21 protein-coding genes and 2 tRNA genes are annotated in these 25,272 nt (G+C 70.3%); 15 read left to right on the top strand and 8 right to left on the bottom strand.

The features are described 5' to 3' along the window. Positions 1-26: 26 nt before the first annotated feature. The gene (locus tag IPJ59_RS02990) at positions 27-227 is read left to right on the top strand and encodes a hypothetical protein (protein WP_293269651.1); all 201 of its coding nucleotides are present in this window, start codon (positions 27-29) and stop codon (positions 225-227) included. A gap of 95 nt (positions 228-322) precedes the next feature. Here IPJ59_RS02990 and IPJ59_RS02985 read toward each other — a convergent pair whose 3' ends face one another. The 6 genes from IPJ59_RS02985 to IPJ59_RS02960 form a co-directional block, all read right to left on the bottom strand. Further along, the gene (locus IPJ59_RS02985; protein WP_293269649.1) at positions 323-670 is read right to left on the bottom strand and encodes a hypothetical protein; all 348 of its coding nucleotides are present in this window, start codon (positions 668-670) and stop codon (positions 323-325) included. A gap of 178 nt (positions 671-848) precedes the next feature. After that, a complete protein-coding gene (locus IPJ59_RS02980) occupies positions 849-3,257 on the bottom strand; it encodes a dickkopf-related protein (protein WP_293269647.1) in 2,409 nt (802 codons plus the stop codon). Further along, a complete protein-coding gene (locus tag IPJ59_RS02975) occupies positions 3,254-4,027 on the bottom strand; it encodes a hypothetical protein (RefSeq protein WP_293269646.1) in 774 nt (257 codons plus the stop codon). The genes IPJ59_RS02980 and IPJ59_RS02975 overlap by 4 nt, the downstream gene beginning before the upstream one ends. Positions 4,028-4,101: 74 nt before the next feature. Further along, positions 4,102-5,937: a sigma 54-interacting transcriptional regulator gene (locus tag IPJ59_RS02970; RefSeq protein WP_293269645.1), complete on the bottom strand. Its 1,836-nt coding sequence runs from the start codon at positions 5,935-5,937 to the stop codon at positions 4,102-4,104. Positions 5,938-5,970: 33 nt separating this feature from the next. Then, positions 5,971-7,065 carry a hypothetical protein gene (locus IPJ59_RS02965; RefSeq protein WP_293254696.1) on the bottom strand — a complete coding sequence of 365 codons (1,095 nt, stop codon included), beginning with the start codon at positions 7,063-7,065 and terminating at the stop codon, positions 5,971-5,973. A gap of 130 nt (positions 7,066-7,195) precedes the next feature. After that, positions 7,196-9,025 (bottom strand): serine/threonine-protein kinase, encoded by a 1,830-nt coding sequence (locus IPJ59_RS02960; protein ID WP_293269643.1) that lies wholly within the window; start codon positions 9,023-9,025, stop codon positions 7,196-7,198. A 184-nt stretch (positions 9,026-9,209) separates the two neighbouring features. Between IPJ59_RS02960 and IPJ59_RS02955 the strand changes: the two genes are divergently transcribed. The 14 genes from IPJ59_RS02955 (at position 9,210) to surE (ending at position 22,601) form a co-directional block, all read left to right on the top strand. Beyond that, on the top strand, positions 9,210-11,024 hold the full coding sequence (locus IPJ59_RS02955; protein ID WP_293254691.1) for an AMP-dependent synthetase/ligase: 1,815 nt from the start codon (positions 9,210-9,212) through the stop codon (positions 11,022-11,024). Positions 11,025-11,102: 78 nt separating this feature from the next. Further along, the gene (locus IPJ59_RS02950) at positions 11,103-11,696 is read left to right on the top strand and encodes a hypothetical protein (protein WP_293269642.1); all 594 of its coding nucleotides are present in this window, start codon (positions 11,103-11,105) and stop codon (positions 11,694-11,696) included. Beyond that, complete coding sequence (locus tag IPJ59_RS02945; RefSeq protein WP_293269641.1) at positions 11,693-12,922, top strand: hypothetical protein; 1,230 nt, start codon at positions 11,693-11,695, stop codon at positions 12,920-12,922. The genes IPJ59_RS02950 and IPJ59_RS02945 overlap by 4 nt, the downstream gene beginning before the upstream one ends. 116 nt (positions 12,923-13,038) lie before the next feature. Then, positions 13,039-13,110, top strand: a tRNA-Val gene (locus tag IPJ59_RS02940). A 95-nt stretch (positions 13,111-13,205) separates the two neighbouring features. After that, complete coding sequence (gene thrS, locus IPJ59_RS02935; RefSeq protein ID WP_293269640.1) at positions 13,206-15,044, top strand: threonine--tRNA ligase; 1,839 nt, start codon at positions 13,206-13,208, stop codon at positions 15,042-15,044. Between the two features lie 131 nt (positions 15,045-15,175). Further along, the gene (gene infC, locus IPJ59_RS02930) at positions 15,176-15,964 is read left to right on the top strand and encodes a translation initiation factor IF-3 (RefSeq protein ID WP_293269871.1); all 789 of its coding nucleotides are present in this window, start codon (positions 15,176-15,178) and stop codon (positions 15,962-15,964) included. Between the two features lie 163 nt (positions 15,965-16,127). Next, positions 16,128-16,331, top strand: coding sequence for a 50S ribosomal protein L35 (rpmI, locus tag IPJ59_RS02925; protein ID WP_293254679.1), 204 nt, complete (start codon positions 16,128-16,130; stop codon positions 16,329-16,331). A gap of 3 nt (positions 16,332-16,334) precedes the next feature. Next, on the top strand, positions 16,335-16,688 hold the full coding sequence (gene rplT, locus IPJ59_RS02920) for a 50S ribosomal protein L20 (protein WP_293254676.1): 354 nt from the start codon (positions 16,335-16,337) through the stop codon (positions 16,686-16,688). A 99-nt stretch (positions 16,689-16,787) separates the two neighbouring features. After that, on the top strand, positions 16,788-17,843 hold the full coding sequence (gene pheS / locus IPJ59_RS02915) for a phenylalanine--tRNA ligase subunit alpha (RefSeq protein WP_293254673.1): 1,056 nt from the start codon (positions 16,788-16,790) through the stop codon (positions 17,841-17,843). Further along, positions 17,837-20,470, top strand: coding sequence for a phenylalanine--tRNA ligase subunit beta (locus tag IPJ59_RS02910; protein WP_293254670.1), 2,634 nt, complete (start codon positions 17,837-17,839; stop codon positions 20,468-20,470). Before pheS ends, IPJ59_RS02910 begins: the two co-directional genes overlap by 7 nt. Before the next feature lie 85 nt (positions 20,471-20,555). Next, the gene (locus IPJ59_RS02905; RefSeq protein ID WP_293254667.1) at positions 20,556-20,837 is read left to right on the top strand and encodes an integration host factor subunit alpha; all 282 of its coding nucleotides are present in this window, start codon (positions 20,556-20,558) and stop codon (positions 20,835-20,837) included. After that, positions 20,827-21,444, top strand: coding sequence for a MerR family transcriptional regulator (locus tag IPJ59_RS02900; RefSeq protein WP_293254664.1), 618 nt, complete (start codon positions 20,827-20,829; stop codon positions 21,442-21,444). The genes IPJ59_RS02905 and IPJ59_RS02900 overlap by 11 nt, the downstream gene beginning before the upstream one ends. A 161-nt stretch (positions 21,445-21,605) precedes the next feature. Further along, a tRNA-Pro gene (locus tag IPJ59_RS02895) sits at positions 21,606-21,679 on the top strand. A gap of 124 nt (positions 21,680-21,803) precedes the next feature. Continuing rightward, positions 21,804-22,601, top strand: coding sequence for a 5'/3'-nucleotidase SurE (gene surE / locus IPJ59_RS02890; protein ID WP_293254661.1), 798 nt, complete (start codon positions 21,804-21,806; stop codon positions 22,599-22,601). A 103-nt stretch (positions 22,602-22,704) separates the two neighbouring features. Here the strand turns inward: surE and IPJ59_RS02885 are convergent, their stop codons facing one another. Both IPJ59_RS02885 and IPJ59_RS02880 read right to left on the bottom strand, forming a co-directional pair. Continuing rightward, on the bottom strand, positions 22,705-23,037 hold the full coding sequence (locus IPJ59_RS02885; protein ID WP_293269639.1) for a BolA family protein: 333 nt from the start codon (positions 23,035-23,037) through the stop codon (positions 22,705-22,707). Then, positions 23,034-25,187, bottom strand: a complete 2,154-nt coding sequence (locus IPJ59_RS02880) for a (Fe-S)-binding protein (protein WP_293269638.1) — start codon at positions 25,185-25,187, stop codon at positions 23,034-23,036. Before IPJ59_RS02880 ends, IPJ59_RS02885 begins: the two co-directional genes overlap by 4 nt. Between the last annotated feature and the right edge of the window lie 85 nt (positions 25,188-25,272).

The following is a 25,272-nucleotide window of genomic DNA, read 5'->3' as shown; positions in this document are numbered from 1 at the left end:
CAGCCTGGGCCCAGGCGTCGTCGTGGTTGCTCGCCGGTGCGGCGGGCTCGGTGCTCGCGGGCGCGGGGTTCGCGGGCTCGGTGCTCGCGGGCTCGGTGCTCGCGGGCTCGGTGCTCGCGGGCTCGGGGCTCGTGAGCTCGGGGCTCGCGGGCTCGGTGCTCGCGGGCTCGGGGCTCGCGGCGGTCTCGCGCCACGGGGGCGGGCGTTGGGGTGGAAGGAGAAGCTGAGCTCGTCGCGGCGGAGGCGGTGGACGGGCTCAAATCATCGAGGGCTCGGTCCGGCTGGTCGCCAGACGAGGAGTGAACGGACATGGTGCTGGATCCTAGAGCGCAAGGAGCTCCTGGCGTGCGTCGGCGTGGCGGCTGGACCGAAGGTCAAAGTCGCCGTAAAGGGCCTCGATCCGGCCCAGCTTGCGCGTGGTCTCGGGATCTCGGCCCGCGCAGAGCGCCCGGGTCTCGCGGAGGAGGTTGGAGAACTTGGCCCCGGCCGGGGTACTGATCTGGCCGGGCGCCTGCTCGAGAAGGTTGATCAGCCGGTCGCGCACGAGCTCGACACGGTACTCACAGAACCCGGCCGCCGACTGGCGAGCGGGGTTCTGCGTGGCGAGGCCCGTGTAGATCCCGACAGCCGCCCAGGAGATGGCGACAACCGACGACGCGACCCAGATCACCGTGGTGATCCGATCGCGACGTGCTGAGGCCGGCCGAGACAGTGGCCGGAGTCTCCCAGGTTCACCCCGGACGGTCAACCCCGGGCGGGCCCCGGATCACTTGAAAACGCACGCTATTTTGGGGCCGCGGATGGCTGCCTGCGACGCTACTTCGGAGCGCAGGTGGCGGCCAGCGTCGCTACTTCGGGGCCCGGGTCAGGTACTTCACGAACTGCTCCTGCGTGGGCGACAGGCCGCTCTTGCCGGGGCGCAGGCGACGGATCAGGCAGCCGCGTCCGCTGCCGCCATAGCAGGTGCTCGGGTCGTTGAGGTCGAGGTCGGGGTAGCCGGCGATCTGGCCCTTCCAGCCGGCCATGTCGAGCGGGACAGCGACGCTGCTGCGATCGAAGTTGTCGAGCTCGATGGTCACGAGCTTGCCGAGCTCGAGCTCGATGGGCGTGAGCTCGGCGGTCGGCATGGGGCCCTTGGTGTCGACCGCGGGGGAGTCCAGGCGCAGGTCGTGGACGGCGATGCGGGCCGGGCCGCCCTGGCTGCCGCTCTGCGGGAGGGCCGTGATGAGGTAGACGCCTGGGTTGACGGCGAGCACGAAGTCGCCAGGGCTGCCGGGGATCGTCTGCGCCGTGTAGAAATAGGGGCCGAGGGTCGTGGCGGGATCGTCGTCGGCGATCCGCAGGCGTTCGGCCATGATCTCGGCGTTGGGGAGGCAGGTGAGGATGTCGGTGCAATCCTCCTCGCCGCCGGGGAGCTTGACCTGTCCGTGGACCAGCACGCGGTACTCGAGCTGCGCCGGCGTGACGCTGGCGGTGCCGGCCGCGACGATCTGCGGCGGGAGGATCGTGGAGCGGACCAGCGAGCCGACCGGGGGCTCGACGCGGATCTCGTACTCGAGCTCGCCGTCGCCGCGTGACAGCGAGATCTCGCAGGGCGTGTCCGGCTGGGCGCAGGCGCTGCGGTCGAGCGGGCCGTACGTGACCCGCTGCGAGCCCGCGGGCAACGTGAGGTCGTTGCGCTCGAGTTCCATGCAGAAGGTGTTGGACCAGGCGACGGGATCGGGGGTGAAGACGGTGCGCGCGGTGACCGTGGCGCCGAGCGGGCAGCTCGTGGGGACGGTGGCGGGGCCGGTGGTGTCGCTGGTGTCGAGGCAGGCGGGCGAACAGCAGACCCACGGCTGGCCCTTGGCGTCCGTGTAGAGCTGCTGCGGGGCGCTGCTCAGCTGGAAGGCGAGGGACTGCGGCGGGGCCCAGGTGGGCAGGCAGATGCGGTCGGCCTCCTCGGGCGGGCGCATGCCGTTGCTCCACAGGAAGTCGATCGTGGTGTGGTAGCTGAGCTCGGGCAGCGGGGCCGGGCCCATGCCCTCGGCGTTGCGCGGGGCGACGGACACGACGAACTCCATCTCGCGGTCGGCCTCGAGCTTGCCCTCGCAGTAGGTGTAGATCCAGGCCTCGTACTGGTTCATCGCGCCGACCGTGGAGACGACGCCCTTGGTGGCGACGAGGTCGCTGAGGTCGATCGCGCAGCGCTTGCTGGTGAGCTCGCAGACCTGGCCGAGCGGGCACTCGTCGTCGCGGTCGCAGCCGCAGCGCTTGCTGTCACCGCTGCTGTGGCAGCCGTACGGCGGCGGGCAGTCATTGACGGTGATGCACTCGGGCAGGCTGTCGAGCGCGGCGACCGTCTGCGGGGAGCACACCGCGGGGGTGCCGGTCTCGGGCGCGGGGTCGCAGATGGCGCCCGCCTCGGGGTCGCGCCGGGCGTGGCGGAAGCTGATGTCCGCGGGGCTCGTGGGCACCGACTTGTCGGTGAGCAGCAGGGTGCCGTAGATCTTGCGGTGGCACTCGCGGCGGGACTCCATGGTGAAGGCGTGGGTGCCGACGCCGGGCAGCTGCGGTCGGACCAGCTGGCGGTAGATCAGGCCGCGGTAGACCTGGACGCTGGTGTCCTCGTCGAGGCCGTCGTCGGCGCTGATGGCGAGCAGGAGCGGGATGTCCATGCCGGCCTTGTCGCGGTCGTAGCGGGCCCACGGCAGCACGACCTTCGGGTCCGCGATCGCTTGCATGGTCATCGGATCGATGAGGTCGACGCGCAGCAAGTTCTTGGTGACGACCTCGCGGCCGAGTCGGGACGCCTGGGTCAGCGTGAGGCTGCCGGCGAGGCTGGTGGTCTTGTCGCTGTCGCCGCTGTTGTAGGTCTCGCTCAGGCTGATCTCCAGCTGGTCGCGCACGCCGGAGACGATCTTGTTGTTGCCCAGCTTGCGGTCGTCGAGGCTGACGCTGTAGCGGACCGGGGTGCGATCGATGCGCAGGGCGGCCGCGTCGGTGCCGCGCAGCTCGACGCGGAAGTTGCTCTCGAGGCCGCTGCCGAGCACGTCGAGGCCGATCGCGGCGCGGTCCGGGAGCGAGGCGTCGTAGCAGATGCCGCCGCCGCAGACCTGGCCGGGGACCTTCGCATCGCACTCGTTGTCAGAGACGCACTTGGTCACCTGCTCGACCTCGGCGAGGGTCGAGCAGGCGGCGGCGAGGCCCGTCAGGAGTCCGGCCAGTCCGGCCAGCCCGGCCAGTCTGGCCCGCCCAGCCGGAACACGGTGGGTCACTGCTGCTCCCCGCGCGGCTTGCACTGGTCGACGCAGTGCTTGTTCTCCGGGTCGCTCTTGTCGTCGCAGTGGAACACGTACTCGAGGGTGTCGTAGGTGGCGCCGTTGGCGAGGTCGGGGACGCCGATCTCGCGGGTCTGTTCGTCCTCTGTGGGGTTGAACCACGGGGCGTCGCTGACGATCACGCGCAGGGTGTGGTAGCCGAGGGACAGCGGCAGCCCGGCGCCGTTGCACAGGTCGATCTGGTCGGCCCGGTCGTCGCTCGGGAGGCCGAGGTTCAGCTGCCGCAGCTCGCGACCGGTGTCGGGGCGGCGCGGCGGCTCGTACTCGATCGCCGTGGTCGGCTTGAGCGCGACGGTCGGGTCGACGTAGCTCTGGTAGAGGACCTTGCGCGAGGGGTCCTGCTCGTCGGGCCGGAGGTCGAGCATGAGCGCGGCGAAGATGTCGTCGAGGCCCTTGTTGACGTCGTTGGCGCGGTCCTCGACGTAGAGCGTGACGGCGGGCAGCTTGATCGAGTCCTCCTCGGAGTCGATGTCGCAGCTGCAGAAGTTGTAGTCGAGCTTGGTCGGATCGAGGAAGTGCGGCAGCACGGTGGCGGCGTCGCCGGGCTGGCAGACCTCGTTGGGCTTGACCTCGTCGAGCGAGAGGCAGGTGTCGAGCGCCTCGGGCGTGAGCGGGGTCGGCTCGACGAAGCGGACCGGGTGCTTGTTCTGCACGTTCTCGTCGACGATGATGATGCCGCGGTCCGGAAGGATGCAGGCCGCGAGCACGACGGCCGCGAGCAGGAGCGCCGCTGATCCGGGGCCTGATCCGGGGCCTGATCCGGGGCCTGCCGCGCGGGGCTTCACTTCTTGTCTTCCTTCTCGAGGTGGCGAAAGATCGTGCGCGGGTCGACGCCGAGGTCGCGGGCGGTCTTGGTCCGGTTGCCGGCGTTGAGGGCGAGCACGTGGTTGATGTAGTCGCGCTGCCACAGCTCGCGGGCCTCGGTGAGCGGGAGGATCTGCTCGGGGGCGGCGATGGCGATCGGGGCGCCGGCGCTGCCGGGCATGTCGATCTCGAGGTCGAGGTCGCGGGCGGTGAGGGCGGGGCCGTCGGCGAGGACCAGCGCCTTCTTCACGTGGTTCTCGAGCTGGCGGATGTTGCCTGGCCAGTTGAAGCGCAGCAGGGCCCGCTCGCCGCTGGGGTCGAAGGGGTGGGCGGCGTCGATCTTGGCCCCGTACTCGCGGGCGTAGCGGGTGACGAAGTAGCGGGCGATGAGGGCGACGTCCTGGCCGCGCTCGCGCAGCGGCGGGAGGTGGATGTCGATGACGTTGAGGCGGTGATAGAGGTCCTCGCGGAAGCGGCCGGCGGCGACGTCCTTGGCGAGGTCGCGGTTGGTGGCCGCGACGACGCGGACGTCGATCGGCGTGGACTTGGTCTCGCCGACGCGCTGGACCTGGCGCTCCTGCAGCACGCGCAGGAACTTGACCTGCAGCTGCAGCGGCAGCTCGCCGACCTCGTCGAGGAAGATGGTGCCCTTCTCCGCGGCCTGGAACTTGCCGAGCTGATTGCCGACGGCGCCGGTGAAGGCGCCCTTGACGTGGCCGAACAGCTCCGACTCGATGAGGTTCTCGGGGATGGCGCCGCAGTTGACGGTGACGAGCGGGCCCTTGCTGCGCGGCGACCGGCTGTGGATCTCCTGGGCGATGAGCTCCTTGCCGGTGCCGGTCTCGCCGGTGACGAGCACGCTGATGTCGGTGCCGGCGACCTTCTCGACCCGCTTGTAGACCTCGATCATCTGCGGACAGGAGCCGATGATCTGGCCGAACTTGACGTCGTCGAGGCGCTTTTGCAGGCCGACGGCGTCCGAGCGCAGCTCGTTGAGGAGCTTGGCGTTCTTGATGAAGAGGGCGGCCTGGGTGGCGTAGACCCGCAGCGTCTCCAGCTGCGACTGCTTGAACAAATTGACGACCGAATTGTTGCCGACGTAGATCAGGCCGAGCAGCTCGCCGCGGACGATCAGCGGCACGCACATCACGCTCGAGAGCTTGAGGTTGATCACCGACATGCTGTTTTGAAAGCGCATGTCGTGGTAGGCGTCGCTGATGATCTGCGGCTCGCGCGAGGTGATGACCTCGCGGATGATCTTGTCCGAGAGCAGCTGCTCGGGGTCGTCGACCGGCTGACGGTCGAGGCCGCGGGCGACCCGGACCTCGTACTTGTCGCCCTCGGCGAGCACGAGGAAGCCCTTGCTAGCGGAGGTGAGCGCGACGACCTGGTCGATGAGCTCGTTGAGCAGGCCGTCGAGGCTGCTCTCGTCGCGCAGCAGCAGCTCGCTGAAGCGCTGCAGCTGGCGCATGGCCTCGATCTGGACCTTGGCGGCGCTCTCGGGGTCGCTGCTGGCGATCGGCGGGTCGATGGCGGCGAAGCTCAGCTCGATCGGGCCGACCACGAACACGTCGCCGTGGCGCAGGTTGTGCTCGCGCAGCTTCTTGCCGGCGATGAAGAAGGGCGCGCTGCGGCTGGCCGACTCGAGCTTGAAGTTGCCGGCCTCGTGCTCGATCGTGCAGTGGGTCGGGGCGATGTCGGGGCCCGCGAGGACCACGTCGCACTCGCGCGAGCTGCCGATCGAGGTGAGTCGCCGGAGCAGCTTGAAGCGGAGGGTCGCGCCGTCGGGGCCGGTGTATTGCAGGTGCGGCATGGGGGGCGAGAGGGGGCGAAGCAGCGGAGGATCCTAGAAGCGGAGCGAGACGCCGAAGCCTGCGCCGCCGGGGATGTAGGCCGGGGCAGGGGCGACCCGCAGAATATCACGGGTCCGCACGCGGCTGGTCGGCGCGGGGGCCTTGCCGGGGCGTCGGCGCGGGGCCTTGCTCGCGTCGGGGTCGCCGCCCTTGTCGAGGTCCTGGCGGCGGTAGCGGGTCGACTTGACGGTGAGGAAGGGGCGGAAGGTGACCTGGGCGAGGACGATGTCGAGGGCGACGGCGCCGAGGAACAGCAGGCCCATCGTCTGTTCGGCGTTGCGCTGGAGCACCACCGGCTTGCCGTCGCCCTCACCCTGACAGGTCAGCGCGCCGGGCTTGAAGCTGATGCCCTCGCGCGAGCACTTGAAGCTGCGGGCGATGAAGAGGCCGAGGCCGACGCCGCCGAACAGCAGCTCGCTGGCCAGGAAGGCCGCGCCGAGGCGCTTGCGGCCGTTGTAGAAGTGGCCGACGCCGAACGGGATGAGCGCGACGGCCCGGTTGCGGGCGACCTTCTCACGGACCTCGACCTCCTCCTCGTCGAAGGCCTTCTTGAGCACGGCGTAGTCGTTCTGCAGGCGGGTGAGGCGGGCGCTGGCCTCGGCCTTGTCGGCGTCGCACGAGGCCAGCTCGCCGATGCACACGCGGGCCCTCGCCGTGTCGCGCTGCTCGCGGAGCTTGTTGTAGAGGTCGTAGAACTGACGCCCGTGGATGTCGGCGGGCGGGCGCCAGTCATCGGAGCTCGACAGCAGGCGCTGGATGTAGCCGGTCGCGAGCTCGACCCGGATCGGCGCGTCGAGGGTGGCCTCGTCCTGGATCGTGGCGTCGGCGAGGTAGCGCAGGGCCGTCTCGTTGAGCAGCGGCTCGGCGAGGTTGCGGTCGCCCTGGACCAGCGGCTCGAGGAGGATGCGGACGCGGGCCCAGTCGCCGCTCGACCACGCCCGGATCGCGGCCTCGACCTTCTCATTCTCGGTGTTCGGCTCGGCCGGCGCGGGCGTGCGTGTGTTCGGCGGGCGGGCGGCCGCCGGGCTCACGGCTGTGAACGTGGCGGCCGCGGCGAGCGCGACGAGACGGATGGACAGCCAGCGCATGCGGGACAGGAGAGCGGGGCGGGCGATGCTATCCCGGATCCCCGGGGCCGTCACCTGCGGGCCCGGGTCGCAGGAAGGTCCGTGGGCGCGCCGGCGCCCGAACCTGCCCTGAGATGGCTACGCGAGCGTCTCAGCGCGGCTGGAGGGGGGTCAGCGCGAGCGAGTAGTTGTTGTTGCCCGGGTAGACCGGGATGTCCTTCGCCTGGCTGTTGAAGCCGGTGGCCCGGAACTCGAGGCGGAGCTTGGCCTCGTGGCTGGTCATCGGGATCTCGGGGAAGCGGTCCGACTCGATGAGGTGCGCGCTGAGGTCGGGGCAGGGGCCGGCGGTGCAGCGCACGGTGGTGCCCCGCGGCGCGCCGCTGAAGGTGAGGATCGCGGCCCGCGGCCGCACCTGCAGCTTGACGGTGGCGCCGGGGAAGCAGTCTTTTCGGTGCACCTGCACGGCCCCGCGGTACATGCTGCCGTCGAGCTGGACCTGCGTCGGGTCGTCGTCGACGGCGATCTCCAGGGTCTGCTTGTCGACCCGTTGTGGATGGCCGGCGACCTTGAGCGTGTGCGTGCTGGCGCTGGCCACCGCGAAGGGCATGCCGGCGATCTCGAGCAGACACTTGCTGGCCGTGGGCTTGCTGACCTTGGTCGTCGGCTCGATCGGGCGGGTCCCGGTGATCTTGCGCGGGATGGCCTCGGGCGGGACCGGGACCGGGACCGGCGCGCCAGCCTCGGCGTCGCTGACGGCCTTCTTGCTGTGCGGGGTGGTCACCGGCAGCGGCGCGGCGGCGATGCGATCCTCGCCACGCGGCAGGTTCTCCACGCTCGGCGGGGTCATGTACCACAGCACCGCGGCGCCGCTGCTGAGCGCGGTGAGCCCGAGCGAGGCGGCGCCGACCATGAGGCGACGGACCGTCCGCTCGCGCGTACGCAGGCGCGAGAGCATGGTCTTGGCCTGCTTCTGATCCTTCTCCAGCTCGAGCACGCGGCCGAGCAGGCGGATCGCGCGGGCGCTGTGACCGGCCCGCGCCGCGGCCTCGGCGTGCTGCATGAGCGTGCCGCACACGCGCTTGTCGAGCTGGTCGACGTAGCGATCCCAGTCGACGAAGTAGGCCGTGACCTCCTCCTGCGCGGCCGGGATGCCGACCTCCTCGAGGTAGCGCTCGAGCTCGCGGGCGAAGTCCTCGGCGCTCTGGTAGCGGAGGTCCGGCTCACGCGCGAGGGCCTTGGCGATGATCGCCTCGAGCTCGTCGTCGACGAGCGGACAGATCGTGCAGGCCTTGGGGTACTCGGCGTCGGCGATGCGGCTCAGGACCTCGTGCGGGTTGCGGCCCGAGAAGGGCAGGGCGCCGGTGGCGAGCTGGTAGAGCATGATGCCGACCGCGAACAGGTCGGTGCGCGCGTCGATCGGCTTGCCGCTGATCAGCTCCGGCGCCATGTAAGCCGGGCTGCCGAGCAGCTGCCCGGTCATCGTCAACTTCTGGTGATCGATGATCTGGGCGATGCCGAAGTCCATCAGCTTGATGCAGCCGTCCTGCCGGATCATCACGTTCTCCGGCTTGATGTCGCGGTGGACGATGCCGAGCTTGTGCGCGTGGCCCAGCGCGACGCACAGGCGATGCACCACCAGAGCGGCCAGCGCTGGCCGCGGGCGCCAGCGGGTGTCGAGCCACTCACGCAGGGTCATCCCGTGGATGAACTCGGTGACCAGGAAGCTCTCGGCCGCGTTCTCACCCGAGTAGTCGTAGATCTCGAGGATGTTCTCGTGGCGCAGGCGGGCGACGGTGAGGGCCTCGCGCCGCAGACGGGCCCGCGACTCCTCGCGCTCCGCCATGTGCGGGTGGAGGACCTTGACCGCGACCTCGCGGTTCAGGACCGTGTCGAGGCCGCGATAGACGACCGCCATGCCGCCGTGGCCGACCTCGCTCTGGATCTCGTACTTGTCGATCCGTGTTCCGACGAGGTTGGGCATCGCGCGAGAACTCCTCCTCTACTACAAAACTCCAAGCACCGGGGGTCGTCGGCCGCCGGGTGGGCGGTCGTCGGCCGTTCGGTCGAGCCCGGAACGCGCCCAGGCTCCGGTCGGTGCGCGCGTTGCCGACTTCGGCAAGCGGTCGCGGCCGGTCGGCCTTCGTGGTAGTTCGGAGCAGCGTTTTATGGCCTCTGTCGCATTCGTGCCCGCCCCGGCCGAGGGGTTGAACCACCCCAATGTGCTCGAGATGTTCGCCGCGCGCGCAAAGCGCACGCCCGACCTCCCGGCGCTTCGCTTCAAGCGACACGGGATCTGGCGCGCCCTGACCTGGCGCGACTGGCAGCGGGCGGGTGAGGCGCTGGCGGCTGGGTTCATCGCCCGCCTCGGGGTCCAGCGTGGAACCCGGATCGCCCTGATGGCGCCGACGCGGGTCGAGTGGGCGCTCTGCGACCTGGGAATAGCGATGGCGGGCGCCGTCAGCGTGCCGATCTACCCGTCGGCGACGCCCGAGCAGGCGGCGCACATTGTGCGGGACAGCGGGGCAGAGATCGCCATCGTCGCCGATGCACCGCAGGCCCGGCGCTTGCGGGCGGCCGCGACTGGCCTGCAGCACGTGCTCGTGCTCGATGACCCCGGACCCACCGACATCGGCCTCGACCTCCTGCAGGCGGAGGGCGAGGGCCAGCTCGCCAGGCTACGGCCGGTGTTGACAGCGATCGCCGCGGAGCTCGGCCACGCCGACCCCTTCACCTTCGTGTACACCTCCGGGACCACGGGCGTGCCCAAGGGCGTGGTCCTCAGCCACAAGAACTTCGTGTACGAGGCCTGGGCGATCAAGAACGTCGTCGCCGCCGACCGCTCCGACGAGCAGCTGATGGTCCTGCCGCTGGCCCACGTGTTCGCCCGCCACCTGCTGTGGGGCGCGGTGGAGCAGGGGGCCGTGACGGCCTTCGCCCCGGCCGCCTCGACAGCCGCGCTGACGACCGCGTTCCAGGAGGTCGCGCCGACGTACATGTGCGCCGTACCGCGGGTTTACGATCGCTTCTACAACCAGATCCTCGCCGAGGTGCAGGCCGGCGGGGTGGTCGTGCGGGCGGCCTTCGAGCGCTGCATGGAGGTCGGCCGCAAGGTCAGCATGTGCCGCCAGCGGGGGCAGTCGCTGCCGGGCGCTCTGGCGCTGAAGATGAACCTCGCTGATCGGCTGTTCTTCAACAAGATCAAACAGCAATTCGGTGGTCGCCTCCGCTTCTTCGTGTCTGGAGGTGCGCCGCTGCGACGCGAGGTCGCCGAGTTCTTCCACGCGATCGGCGTGCTCATCCTCGAGGGCTACGGCCTCACCGAGACCACGGGCGCGACGCACGTCAACCGCCCCGACCGCTTCCGCTTCGGCACGGTCGGACCGGCGATGCCGGGCTGCGAGCTGCGCATCGCCGAGGACGGTGAGATCCTCATCCGCGGGCCGGGCGTGATGCAGGGCTACCACGGGCTCCCGGAGGACACGGCGGCGGCCCTCGACGCGGCCGGCTGGCTGCACACCGGCGACATCGGCGAGCTGCGCGACGGCTTCCTCGCGATCACCGACCGCAAGAAGGACATCATCATCACCTCGAACGGCAAGAACATCGCCCCCTTGCCGCTCGAGGGCCGGCTCGAGCTGGCCGAGGGCATCGCCCACGCGCTGGTGATAGGCGACGGGCGGCCGCACCTGGTCGCCCTGATCGGCCTCGACGTGCCGGCCATGCTGGCGGTCGCGCGCCGGGAGGGCCTCGGCTGCCGCACCGTCGCCGAGCTCGCCCGGCACCCGCGGATCCACCAGCTCGTGCAGATCCAGATCGACCGTCTGAACGCAGATCTGGCCAGCTACGAGGCGATCCGCCGGTTTGTGATCGCGCCCTTCGAGCTCAGCGAGGCGAGCGGCGAGCTGACGCCGACGCTCAAGCTGCGCCGCCGTGAAGTCGCGGTCCGCCACGCGGCGCTCATCGACACGCTCTACACATAGCCCGGTGTCCGCGGTAGGGTCGCGGGCCTGCTGCTCCCTGGCCTCATCCTCGCGCTCTGCCTCGCCGACCCCGCTCCGGTGTTCGTGTCGCATGTGGTCGGGGCCGAGCTGGCGCCTGGCGTGATCCCGCCGCCGCCCTTGCCGGAGCCGGCCGGCCTGCCACGCCGGGTGATCCAGGAGACCGGCCGGCGTCGTTTTCACCGCAACCGCGATCGCGGCGGACGCCAGGAGATCCGCGTCGGCGCTCGCCTCGGCTTCGGCGTCGCGGGTCGTCTGGCGGGGCCGCTGCCGGTGCGCGCCGGCTTCGTCATGGACGCCCTCGCCATCGCCCGGATCCCGCTGTCGCGGGGGCGCATCGCCTTCGGCCTGCTGCCGGAGTTCGGCTACAGCCTGCTGGCCAGCACCCACCACACCCGCGGCAACTTCCTCACCGCCGGCATCGGCCTCGGCGTGATCGCGGGGCCCGCAGCCTTCGGCGTGATCCCGCGGGTCGTCACCGGCGCCCTCGACCGCGAGCGCGTCATCGGCGTGCGCACCGGCCTCATCGCCGAGGGCTCGAAGGACGGCGGCTTCAGCCTCGAGGTCGCCCACGAGGCCCTGTCCCTGCCCAAGGGCGTCATCCACGACCTCCGCGTCACCCTCTCACTCACCGTCCTGCTGGGGCGCCGATGAAGATCGTGCAGCGCGCCACGCTCATCGCCCTCGGGCTGCTCGCCGCCTGCGCCCCGACCCAGCGGCGCCTGCTCGCTGGCCACCATTATGAGGAGGCGCTGGCCGGCGCCGCGAAGGGCGAGGTCGACGGCGGCGACCTGCTGGCGGCGATCGAGCGCGACCTGGAGCCCGGCCTGCACCTGCAAGCCGTGCCCGCCTCCGAGCTGCGTGCCCACCTCGGCGGCGTCGCCAGCGTCGACGGCATCGTCCTCGTGCGCGTCATCCACGACGCCAACCAGATCCCGATCGACAGCCTCGACGTCTCGCTGAGCCTGCTGCACCGCAGCACCCTGCTCCCACCGATCGAGCCCGACCGCGAGACCCTCGCCGCGGTCACCGGCGAACCCTTGCCGGTGCCCACGGTCACCGTCACGCCGACCGTCACCCGCTACAAGTCCGTCGGCTTCCTCGAGCTTATCGGCAGGGTCGTCGCCAACGTCGCGACCGTCGGGCTCATCTATCCGGTCCTGCCGATCCTCCCGAGCGAGCGCAGCGGCGGCGAAGTGATCCAGCACAACCCGGACGAGGCCGAGTATCGGGCCCAGATCCCCGTCGCCGAGGCCCTGCGGCAGTGGTTGCAGCCGCCGAGCTGCAACGGCGGCCTCGGCCAGCTGTGCCGCGGCTACCTGCTGTGGCCGCGCCCGCAGCTCGGTGGTGACGCGCCGCTCGAGCTCGCCGTCAGCGTCAGCATCGGTGGTCGCGGCGACGCGGCGATCCTCTACCGTCTGGCGATCCCCCCCGGCGCGCTCGAGGGCGGGCTCGCGGCGATGTTCGGCGACCGCGAGCGCACCCTCGAGGATCTGCACCGCCACCACGGCCGCGCCCGCATCGTCGTCTATCCGCTCGACGTGCTGGTCCCGGCGCCCCGCGGCGGCTTCACCCTGGCCAGCCGTAGCGAGTTCCAGCGCATCGTCCTCGGCACCCGCAAGCAGCCCGGCCTGCGCGCCCACCCCGGCCTGCGCTTCCGCATCGACCCGGCCCGCCTGCCGATGGCCGAGGACACCGATCGGGCCGCCCAGGTCGCCGAATTGCGCCTGCTCCTGCTGTCCTTCGGCCTGTCCGACCAGCAGATCGACATCTTGAACGCCCCCGCCGGCCCGGGCCTCGGCAACGGCCTCCAGGTCCAGTACGAGCTGCCCCTGGCCGAGCCCGATCCCGGCGATGGAGGTCGGCAGGTCAGGCGCTGATCGCCTGATCGCCTCCAGCAGCTGGAGGGCCGTCGCCAGGGGCCCTTCGATCGTGCTTGACCGCCGGCCGACTCGCGGGTATCTATGCCGCCCCTCGCTGACCGTGAGGGACCCGAAGGACTGTAGCTCAGTGGTAGAGCACTACCTTGACACGGTAGGGGTCAGGGGTTCGAAACCCCTCAGTCCTACAGGCTAATCGCCCTGCTCCATGCTGATGACCCGCCCGGTTCGCCGCGGCGGGTCTTCGCATTTTCGGCCGCGCCTCGTGTACCTTCGTGCCCCCATGGCTGACGAACACGAGCACGAGATCCAGCACATGATCGACCCGTCCGTCCCGGACCTGTCGCCCTTGGAGACGCTGCGCCACAGCGCCGCCCACGTCATGGCGGCCGCGATCAAGAAGCTGTGGCCCGACGCGCGCCTGGCCTTCGGACCGCACACCGACGACGGCTTCTACTACGACATCGACATGCCGCACCGCCTGGTGCCCGAGGACTTCGAGCGCATCGAGGCCGCGATGCAGGCCGAGGTCGACGGCAAGCACCCCTTCGTGCGCGAGGAGGTCACGCGCCCCGCCGCGATCGAGCTGTTCACCCGCCTGGGCGAGGGCCTCAAGGTCGAGGCGATCGCGGCGATCCCCGGCGACGCCACCCTCACGCTGTACCGCAGCGGCGACTTCGTCGATCTGTGCCGCGGCCCCCACGTCGCCAACACCGCCCAGATCCGGTCGTTCAAGATCATGAGCATCGCCGGCGCCTACTGGCGCGGCGACGAGACCCGGCCGCAGCTGCAGCGCGTCTACGGCACCGCCTTCGCCGACCGCAAGGAGCTCAAGGAGCACCTGCGCCTGATCGAGGAGGCCAAGGCCCGCGACCACCGCAAGCTCGGCAAGGAGCTCGGCCTGTTCCACTTCGACCCGATCGCCCCGGCCAGCCCGTTCTTCACCGGCCGCGGCGCGGTGGTCTACAACAGCCTGCAGGCCTACGTGCGCCAGCTCTACCGCAAGCACGGCTACGAGGAGATCATCACCCCGCAGATCTTCGACATGGATCTGTTCAAGACCTCCGGCCACTACGAGCACTACAAGGACAACATGTTCGCCTGCACGATCGACGAGCGGGAATTCGGCGTGAAGCCGATGAACTGCCCCGGTCACTGCATCCTGTTCCGCCAGACCCGCCGCAGCTACCGCGAACTGCCGCTCCGCATCGCCGACTTCGGCCGCCTGCACCGCTACGAGCGTTCGGGCGTGACCGGCGGGCTCACCCGCGTCCGCAGCTTCGCCCAGGACGACGCGCATATCTTCTGCCTGCCGGAGCAGGTCGGCGCCGAGATCACCAGCGTCACCAACACGATCCTCGAGTGCTACCGCACCTTCGGCTTCGACCAGCCGGAGATCGAGGTCAGCACCCGCCCCGCCAGCTACCTCGGCGAGCTCGCCACCTGGGACCGGGCCGAGTCGGCGCTGATGGCCGCGCTCGACGCCGCCGGGCTGCCCTACAAGATCAACAAGGGCGACGGCGCCTTCTACGGCCCCAAGATCGACTTCAAGGTCCGCGACGCCCTGCGCCGCTCCTGGCAGCTCGGCACGGTGCAGCTCGACTTCCAGCTGCCCGAGCGCTTCGGCCTCGAGTTCGTCGCCTCCGACGACAGCCGCGGCCGCCCCGTCATGATCCACCGGGCCATGCTCGGCAGCCTCGAGCGCTTCTTCGGCGTCTACCTCGAGCACGTCGCCGGCCGCTTCCCGACCTGGCTCGCCCCGGTTCAGGTCGCCGTCCTGCCGATCACCGATGCCCACCACGCGTGGACGCACGAGGTCGCGGCCGCCCTGAACGCCGCCGGCCTGCGCGTCGAGACCGACCTGCGCAGCGAGAAGCTCGGCCTGAAGATCCGCGAGGCGACCCTGCTGCGGGTGCCCTACATGCTGGTCCTCGGCGACAAGGAGGTCGAGGCCCGCGGCGTCGCCCCGCGCTCGCGCGACGGCAAGACCGGCCCGCTCGAACCCCTCGCGGAGTTCGTCGCCCGCCTGGCGATCGAGGCCCAGATCCCCTCCGGGTCCGCGGACCCGACCCCGCAGCAGCTCGCGCCGCAGCTCGCGCCGCAGCTCACGCCGCTGGCCTGAAAATTCTCGCCGACGATCGTTTCTCGGCGCTTGACGTCCGCCCGCGATCGCTCGCACAATGCCGCCCCGTCCGGGGTGTTTCGCGTGCATACGCGAAGCCGCCGGAAGTTTTCTCTTGAAGGAGCACGACCATCGGCCGCAGACAATCCAAACCCAAGCCGCGCGTAGAGACCCACCGCGTCGGACGCCGCATCCGCGTAAAAGAGGTGCGGGTCATCGACGACAAGGGCGAGCAGCTTGGGATCATGACCACCCAGGAGGCCATGAACCGCGCCGAGGAGGCCGGTCTTCAGCTGGTTGAAGTCAACCCGAAGACCGTCCCCCCCGTGTGCAAGATCATGGACTACGGGAAATTCAAGTACGAGACGGCCAAGCGTGACCGCGAGGCCAAGAAGCACCAAAAGACCACCGAGCTGAAGGAGGTCAAGTTCCGGCCGAAGACCCACGACCACGACTTCGGCTTCAAGACCCGGCACATCCGCCGCTTCGTGGAAGAGGGCGACAAGGTCAAGCTCGTCGTCCAGTTCCGCGGCCGCGAGATCACCCACCCCGAGACGGGTCGGGCGATCCTCGAGCGCATCATCCGCGAACTCGCCGACGTGACCATCATCCTGCAGATGGCGCAGATGGAGGGCAACCGCATGAACATGGTCCTGGGCCCCAAGCCCAAGCGTGACATGCCCAAGGGCGCCGCCATCAAGCCAGCAGGTACGCCGGTCGCCGCCATGCCGCGTCCGATCCAGCCGCCTCATCCGGCAGCCATCGCCGCCGCCGCCAACAAGGCAGCCGCCGCAGCAGCCGCAGCCGCAGCGCTCGCCGCCACCGCGCCGGCCGACGACGAGGACGAGGACTACGACGACGACGACATGACCGACGACACCACGGGTCTCGACGACATCGACGATCCGCCTGCCACGTAGTCAGCGCTTGCACATCGGCTCCCGTCACAAGGCCGGACCGATGTGTGAGCTAGCCCAAGCCTCGATCGCCCGCAACCCGGACAGGACCCGCGCCACGCGGGCCTCCGGGCTCTTGCCTGCCTCTCAGCCCTGGGGTACATAACGCCCCCCTTCGGACAAGCCCATGCCAAAGATGAAGTCCCATTCGGGCGCGAAGAAGCGCTTTCGCTTTACCGCCACCGGTAAAGTGAAGAGCAAGCACTCGCACAAGAACCACATTCTGACGAAGAAGAAGTCGGATCGCATCCGTAAGCTCAAGGGGACCCACGTCGTCTCCGAGCCCGATCAGCGGCGCATCCACATCATGCTTCCCAACGGGAGAACCTGAGCCATGCCTCGCGCAAAACGTGGATTTAAAGCCCGCCGCCGTCGTAACCGGATCCTCAAAGTAGCGAAGGGGTTTCGCGGTAGCCGCTCGAAGAACTTCCGCCGCGCCCTCGAGGCCGTCCACCACGCGTGGATGCACATGTACACCAGCCGCAAGGGCCTCAAGCGGGTCATGCGTCGCCTGTGGATCGTCCGCCTCAACGCCGCCGCTCGTCCCCACGGCCTGAGCTACAGCCGCTTCATCGAGGGCATCGGCAAGGCCGGCATCGCCCTCGATCGCAAGGTGCTGTCCGACCTCGCGATCTTCGACCCCGCCGGCTTCGGCAAGGTCGTCGCCGCCGCCCGGGCCGCCCTGTAGCGCAAGAGCTCGAAGGGCAAAGCGACCGGTGCGGCAGCCAACAGGCCCCGCGCCGGTCTTCGTTTTTTAACTGCGAAATTTCAGAGCCGGAGCACCGCTATGTCGCCACTCCTCGCCGCGCAGATCCAACAGTTTCACGCCGCCCTGGCGAGCGTGACCAGCGAAGAGGCCCTCTACGAACTGCAGGTCGCGTACCTCGGCAAGAAGGGCAGCGTCACGGCGCTCAAGGGCGAGATGGGCAAGCTCCCGCCCGCCGAGCGCAAGGACTTCGGCGCGGCCTGGAACCGCACCCGCGACGAGATCGAGGCGGCCCTCGAGCGCCACCGCGACGTCCTCAAGGCCCGCGCCCGCGACCTCGACCTCGCCCGCGTGGTCGACCTCAGCATGCCGCCGCTGCGTCCCCCCGTCGGCAGCCTGCACCCGCTCACCCAGACGCGGCGCCGGCTCAGCGAGACCTTCATTCGCCTCGGCTTCGACGTCGCCGTCGGCCCGCACGTCGAGGGCGAGCAGTTCAACTTCGACGACCTCAACATCGGCAAGGACCACCCGGCCCGCGACATGGCCGACACCTTCTTCGTCGAGCCCGCGGCGATCCGCGGCCTCGCCCCGGGCGACGTGCAGGAGCTGGTCCTGCGCACGCACACCTCGCCGGTGCAGATCCGGACCATGCGCACGCGCAAGCCGCCGATCCGCATCATCGCCCCCGGCACCACCTTCCGCCGCGACGACGACGCAACGCACAGCCCCATGTTCCATCAGATCGAGGGCCTCTACATCGACGAGGGCGTCAGCCTGGCCGACCTCAAGGCCACGCTCATGGCATTCACCGAGGACTTCTTCGGCCAGCGCCTCGCCGTCCGCTTCCGGCCCTCCTTCTTCCCCTTCGTCGAGCCAGGCGCCGAGTTCGACCTCGGCTGTCCGTTCTGCAGCGGCCGCGGCTGCAACCTGTGCAAGCACACCGGCTACATCGAGATCGGCGGCTGCGGCATGGTCCACCCCGGCGTGCTCGAACACTGCGGCATCGACTCCGAGCGCTACACCGGCTGGGCCTTCGGCTTCGGCATCGATCGCATGACGATGATGCTCCACCAGATCCCCCACCTGCGCCTCATGTTCGAGGGCGACACCCGCTTCCTGGAGCAGTTCCCGTGCTGATCTCCCACCAGTGGCTCTGCAGCCTCCTCGATCTCGACGGCCCGGCACCCGACGCCGACGCGCTGGCGACGATCCTCACTGGCCTCGGCCTCGAGGTCGAGGCCATGCACCGCCACGGCGCGGGCGTGGAGGCGATCCTCGTCGCCGAGATCCGCGGCAAGGCCCCGCACCCGCAGGCCGGCAAGCTCACCGTCGTCGAGCTCTTCGACGGTGAGCGCACCCTCAGCGTCTGCTGCGGCGCCAGCAACCTCCCGCCCGTCGGCGGCAAGGTGGCCCTCGCGCCGATCGGCGCCCGCTTGCCCGGCGGCCTCGAGATCGCCCCACGCGAGCTCCGGGGCGTCGCCTCGCAGGGCATGATCTGCTCCGAGACCGAGCTGGAGATCGGCGTCGACGGCGACGGCATCCTCATCCTCCCCGACGAGTTCCCCGCCGGCGCCCGCCTGCACACGCTGGTGCCCGGCATGGTCGACACCGTGCTCGAGCTCGGCGTCACCCCCAACCGACCCGACGCCCTCGGCCACATCGGCGTCGCCCGCGATGTCGTCGCCTACCTGTCCTCGCGGCCAGGTGGTCGCGCGGCCCTCAAGCTGCCGCCCGCGCCCGCCGTCATGGCCCCGCAGGACCCGCAGCTGGTCAGCATCGCCGCCCCCGATCGCTGCGGTCGCTACCTCGGCTACGCGATCTCCGGCGTCAAGGTCGGGCCCTCGCCGCTGTGGCTGCGGGTCCGCCTGCATCGCCTCGGCCTGCGGCCGATCTCCAACCTCGTCGACATCACCAACCTCGTGCTGATGGAGTTCGGCCAGCCGCTCCACGCATTCGACCGCAGCAAGCTCGCGGAGGGCAGGGTGGTGGTCCGCCGCGCCCACCACGAGGAGGGCCTGCGCACCCTCGACGGCACCGACCGCGCGCTGGCCCAGGACGACCTCGTGATCGCCGACGCCGACGACGCCCAGGCGCTCGCCGGGGTGATGGGCGGCGCGGCCTCGGCGGTCTCCGCCGGCACCACGGAGCTCCTGCTCGAGGCGGCCTGGTTCGCCCCCCCCGGCATCCGCGTCAGCGCCCGCCGCCACGCGCTCGCCACCGACGCCTCCTACCGCTACGAGCGCGGCGTGGACCACGGCGCCGGCCTCGAGCGCGCCGCCCTGCGGGCCCTGGCGCTGATCGCCGAGCTGGCCCACGGCCGCTGCATCGCCCAGGCCGAGGCCTTGGGCGCTCGCCCGCCGCGACCCGTGATCGATCTGCGACCCGCCCGCGCCGAGGCGCTGCTCGGCGTCGCCGTGCCCACACTCGAGGCCCTGGCGATCTTCCGCGGCCTCGAGATCGAGGTCGACGTCGACGGCCTGTCGGATCGCGGACCCACGGAGCGCGACGCCGCCGAGACCATCCTCCTGGCCGATCCCGAGACGCCCAACCGCTCGCCGAGATGGTCCCCGAGCTGGCGCTGCGTGGCCCCCACCCACCGCCCGGACCTCCAGCGCGAGGCCGACCTGATCGACGAGCTGATGCGCCACCACGGCCTCGATCACGTGCCGGCCCGCTTCTGCGTCCCGCGTGAGGCCCGGCCCGCCGCCTCCGCCGATGCCATGAGCGTGCGCGGCGATCTCCTCTCCGACGGCCTGCGCGAGGCCGGCCTGCAGGAGATCGTGTCGCTCGCCTTCGTCGCCGAGGAGAAGCTGCTCCACTTCAGCGACTCCCACGATGGCGTCCCCGAGGACCGCTTCGTCCGCGTCGCCAACCCGATGCGCGGCGCTGGCGTCATGCGCACGAAGCTCGTGCCGGGCCTGCTCGACGCGCTGGTCCACAACACCGCCCGCCACGGCCGCCCCGTCCGCCTGTTCGAGCTCGGCCGCGTCTACGCCTGGCCCCGGGGACAGGTCGACCCTGTTGGCTTCCCTGCTGGCTTCCCTGTTGGCACCCGCGCCGTCGACGTCCAGCTCCCGCACGAGCGCACACTCGCGGGCCTGTTGCTGCACGCTGGCGGCCGGGCCCACGCCGACCCCCGCGTTCTGACCGGCGCCGTCGCCCACGCGATAGGGCGCCTCGGGCACCGCCTGCACCTGTCCCACGGGACAGGTACCCACGCAGCTCCCACGGTCTCGTGGCTGCACCCCGGGGCGCAGATCCGGCTCGCCGTCGCCAGCGTCAGCGGGCCGGTCGACATCGGCGTGGCCGGCGAGTTGCACCCGGAGCTCATCGCGGCCTGGGGCCTACCGGACGGCCTGCGCGTGGCCTACGCGGAGATCGACCTCGCCGCGCTGCCGACCGCCGCGGTCGCCAAGGCCCGCGAGATCCCGCGCTTCCCGGCGACCAGCCGCGATCTCTCGCTCGAGATCCCGATCACCCTCCCGGCGGCCGCGGTGCTCACCGCCCTGCGATCCGCCGCCGCCGTGCTGCCGGCCCCCGGCGAAGATCCGGTGCGTCTCCAGGCCGGCGAGGACATCGAGCTGCTCGAGGACTACCGCGGCGCCGGTGTCCCCGAGGGCCACCGCGCGTTGCTCCTGCGCCTCCACTACGCGGCGGCCGGGCGCAGCGTCACCGACGCCGAGGTCTCGCCGCTGCACGCCGCGATCGTCGAGCAGGCCTGCCTCGCGCTGCGGGCCCGGGCCCCAAGCGTACGCCCGCGCTAGCTGCCAATCGCTGCCCACCGCCGCCTTGCCGCCGCTCGCTCCCGGTTGCACTTTGGGGCGATCTGAGGGAAAGATCGCGGCTGCCATGACCAAGGCCGACATCATCGAGAAGGTCTGCGAGGAGGTCGGCGGCTTCTCCAAGAAGGAGGCGGCCGACGTCGTCGAGGCGGTGTTCGAGCTGATGAAGAACACCCTCGCCGAGGGCGAGAAGATCAAGATCTCCGGCTTCGGCAACTTCGTGGTCCGCACCAAGCAGCCGCGACCTGGCCGCAACCCGCAGACCGGCGAGGAGATCGTCATCGAGGCCCGCCGCGTCCTCACCTTCAAGCCCAGCAACGTGCTGAAGACGGCCCTCAATGACGAGTGACGAGGACGACCAGCTGTTCATCGCCGAGATCGGGCCGGCCTACGCCGAGCCCGGTCAGGCCGAGCCCAGGACCAAGCCGGTCAAGAAGGTCCGCCGCCGCAGCTCCGCGGACGCCAACGTCGACCTCGGCTCGGAGAAGCTCTACTTCAAGATCGGCGAGGTCGCCCAGATCGTCGGCGTGCCGGCCTACGTGCTGCGCTACTGGGAGACCGAGTTCAAGGTCATCAAGCCGCAGAAGTCGCGGGCCCAGCAGCGCGTGTACCGACGCCGCGACGTCGAGACCTTGCTGAAGATCAAGCACCTCCTCTACGCCAAGAAGTTCACGATCGCCGGCGCCCGCCAGCAGCTCCGGCTCGGCGCCGACGAGGTCGAGATGGCCCCGCCCGCCAGCAGCTACCTGGCCGCCCAGTCGCTCTCCCAGGTGCGCGCCGAGCTCGACGAGTTCATCGCCTGGGTCGCGAGCACCGGCGAGGAGCAGGGCAGCCTCGCCGCCGACCCGGCCGCCTACGTGCAAGCGATGGGCGGCGGTCGGGCGATGGTCGACCACGCCGCGGCCACCGGCGCCGCCCAGCCGCTCCTCACGCGCCCCGACCGCGACGCCGTCTGACTCCTATCGAGACTCGGGACTCCCGATGTCCGATCTGGACCCGGATCTGGACTCCGACCCGGGACCTTGGGGGACTTCCGATCCGCGATCCGGGACCCGAATCGGGGCCCGAATTCGGACTTGCAGCGGCGTGGCCAAGCGGGTATATCGGCGGCTCGTTTCGGGGCATAGCGCAGCCTGGTAGCGCACTTGACTGGGGGTCAAGGGGTCGGAGGTTCAAATCCTCTTGCCCCGACAACGTAAAGGCCGGAGGCTCCGCGAGGATCTTCCGGCCTTTTTTCTTACGCCCTGCGCCCTTGTGGCTTGCGGATGTCAGGGCATGCGGCCGTGGCCCGCGGGCCCTGTGTTAGACATCGGCCGTGTCCCGCCCCCTGATCCTCGTGACCAACGACGACGGCGTCCTCGCCCCCAGCCTCGCCGCCCTCGCCGAGGCCGTGCAGGTGCTCGGCGAGGTGGTTGTCTGCGCCCCCGACACCGAGCGCAGCGGATCGAGCCACGCCATCTCGCTGCACACGCACCTGCGCGCCGACGAGATCCGGCCCGGCTGGTTCAGCGTCAACGGCACCCCGGTCGACTGCGTCTACCTCGCCTCGCTGCACCTGTGCGAGCGACGGCCCGACCTCGTCGTCTCGGGCGTGAACCCCGGCTACAACCTCGGCTCCGACGTCTTCTACTCGGGGACCGTCGGCGGCGCGGCCGAGGGCTTCATCCGCGGCGCCTCGGCGCTGGCGGTGTCGGTCCACGCCCGCGAGTCGCCGCGCGTCACCGTGCCGATCGTCCGCACCCTCGCGCGCCTGCTGCTGGCCCAGCCGGGCCGCAGCCTCCTCAACGTCAACGTGCCCTGGCTGTCGGAGAAGCGCCCCGGCGTCGCCCCGGAGGCGATCGCCGACGGCATGCCGCTGTACGTCACCCGCCTCGGCGCGCGCCCCTACGTCGAGCAGGTCGAGCGCCGCCACGACCCGCGCGGCCAGGCCTACTTCTGGATCGGCGGCCCGCCGCACGACATCGGCGACAACGAGGGCGAGGACACCTGGGCGGTCAAGCACGGCCACATCTCGGTCACGCCGCTGGTCCTCGACATCACCGCCCCCGACCTCGGGCCCTGCCGACAACTGCTGGCGAACGTGACGGTCAGCGACGTACAGACCAGCGCGTGAGCGCCAGGTTCAGCCTCGATCCCGCGGCTCACGCCGACGTGAAGACGGGCGCGTGAGCGCCAGGCCACGCCGCGATCTACGTCGCCAACCGCGGCTGCGTCGGTCACGCCTTCGAGCCGCCGAGGCAGGGCGGCGACGCCAGCACCGCCCCGGCCCGCGTTGTCCATTGCTCGGGCGTCAGCGCCTCGATCGACAGCGCATGCACGCCGCCGCGCAGCTCCTCGGCCAGCGCGGCGTTCACCGCACGATGTCGCTGGACCAAACTCTGCCCTGTGAAGCGCGGGCTGACGACGACCACCTTGAAGTGGCTCTCGCGCCCGCGCGGCCCGCTGTGCGAGTCGCTCTGGTTCTCGACCACGAGCTCCGTCGGCTCGAAGCTCGCCGTCAGCTTGCCGGCGATCGCCGCCGCCACCGGCCCCTGCGCCGTGCCGCTCACGCCTGCGCCGTCTCCTGAGACGGCACCGGAGCGGCCGCGGGCAAGCTGTTGGCGACGAGCACCGCGATGTCGACCACCGCGATCTCCTCGTCCTTGCCGAGGTGCTTGAGCCCGTCGCTCAGCATCGTGTTGCAGAACGGGCACGCGACCGCGACCGCGTTGGCGCCGGAGCTGGCGACCTCGGTCGCGCGGTTGATGTTGACCCGCTTGCTCGGCTCTTCCTCCATCCACATGCGGCCACCACCAGCGCCGCAGCAGAAGCCGTGCTCTTTGTTGCGGCCGAGCTCGCGGACGCCGCCCTTGCCGCGGGTCGCGTGCTCGAGGATCTCGCGCGGCGCGTCGTACACCCCGTTCCAGCGGCCGATGTAGCAGCTGTCGTGGTAGGTGAATTGCTTGTCGCTCGGGGCGTCGATCTTGAGCTTGCCAGTGCTGAGCAGGTGGCTGATGAGCTGACTGTGGTGAATGACCTCGTAGTTGCCGCCGAACTGCGGGTATTCGTTCTTGATGGTGTGGAAGCAGTGCGGGCACGAGGCGATCACCTTGGTCACCTTGGCCTCGTTGAAGGTCTCCACGTTCTCGCGGGCCATCGTCTGGAAGTCCATCTCGGCGCCGAGCCGGCGCACCGGGTCCCCGCTGCACTTCTCGCGCTTGCCGAGCACCGCGAACTTCACGTTCGCCGCGTTGAGCACCTTGACCAGCGCGCGCGCGGTCTTCTTCGCGTTGTCGTCGAAGGCGCCGGCGCAGCCGACGAACAGCAGGTATTCGGCGTCCGGCTGATCCTCGACCGTCTTCACGTCGAGGCCCTCGGCCCACTTCAGGCGGTCGTCCTGGTTCAGGCTCCACGGGTTGCCGCTGCCGCTGATGTTGCCGAGCACGCGCGTGACCTCGCCCGGCGTGCGGCCCGATTCGTCGTTGAGCACGATGTGCTGGCGCATCTGCAGGATCTTGAGCGGGTGGTCGATGAACACCGGGCAGACCTCCTGGCAGGCGCCGCAGGTGGTGCAGGCCCACAGGGTCTCGTCCTTCACGCGCCCGCCGACGAGCGGCGGCAGCCCGGCCAGCTCGGCCTTGATCCTGGCGATCTTGTCCTTGTCAGCGCCCGGGCCCGGCTCGACGTCGTCCTTCAGCGAGCCGCCGGCCTTCTTCAGCTTGACCAGCAGACCGCCGCGGTCCTTCATCTCGTCCTTGAGATCGTGGATGAGGTGCATCGGCGACAGCGGCTTCTCGGTCGCGAACGCCGGGCAATACGTGGTGCAGCGGGCGCACTCGGTGCAGCTGTAATTGTCGAGCAGGCTCTTCCAGCTGAAGTCCTCGACCTTGCCGACGCCCCAGTTCTCGAACAGCGGCTCGGCGCTGGCGTCGTTGGGGTCGTCGCTGGTGAACAGCTGGGCCTTCGGCATCGCCCCGCGCTGGCCCTGGTTGCGCAGCAAGATGTTGGGCCCCGAGCCGAGCACGTGGATGTGCTTCGAGTAGGGGAGATAGTTGAGGAAGCCGAGGACGATGCCGATGTGCACCCACCAGAACACCTCGACGCTGATATGTGCGGTGTGCGAGTCGGCGTGCAGGACGAACTTCGGACCCAGATCATAGAGCCCGAGCAGCGCGCCGATCTGGCCCGACACCGGGTTGCCGGGGATGTACGCCCCCGCGGCCGCGATCTCGCAGGCGTGCATGCCGAAGTGGCTGAGCACCAGCAGCGTGATCGCCCCGAGGATCAGCATCGCGTCGAGGCTCATCGGCACGAAGGCCGGGCGGATGAAGCGACGCACGAACGCATAGAGCAGGGCGAGCAGGACGACCAGGTTGGCCCAGTCGATCACCACCCCGAGCCACGCGTAGGCGGTCGGCCCGACGACGACGCCGAGGTTGAACCACGCACCGAGCAATCCGTTGAGCGCGACGTCCAGCGTGGCGATCGAGAGGATCAGGAAGCCCCAGTAGATCGGCAGGTGGTGCCAGCTGCGCTTCTCCTCGACGACCTTGCGCTGGCCGAAGAAGAACGCCATCAGGCTGGCGAGGCGCTCGGGCCAGGTCTCCTTCAGGTTCGCCGGCCGCCCCATGGCGACGATGCGCACCATCCGTTCCATGGTGACGGTGAACAGGCCGAGGGCGAACGCGACGACGACGGCGAAGGCGATCTGTTTGATCATGGCGACCCTCGCCTCATACCACAGACCTGCCCGCCAGGGCCCGCCAGGACGCCGTCAGGGCGCCATCAGGCGCTGTCAGGACGCA

The sequence above is a fragment of the Nannocystis sp. genome (assembly GCF_016714285.1).
Lineage (GTDB): Bacteria > Myxococcota_A > Polyangia > Nannocystales > Nannocystaceae > Nannocystis.
This window is presented reverse-complemented; position numbering and strand designations above follow the sequence as displayed.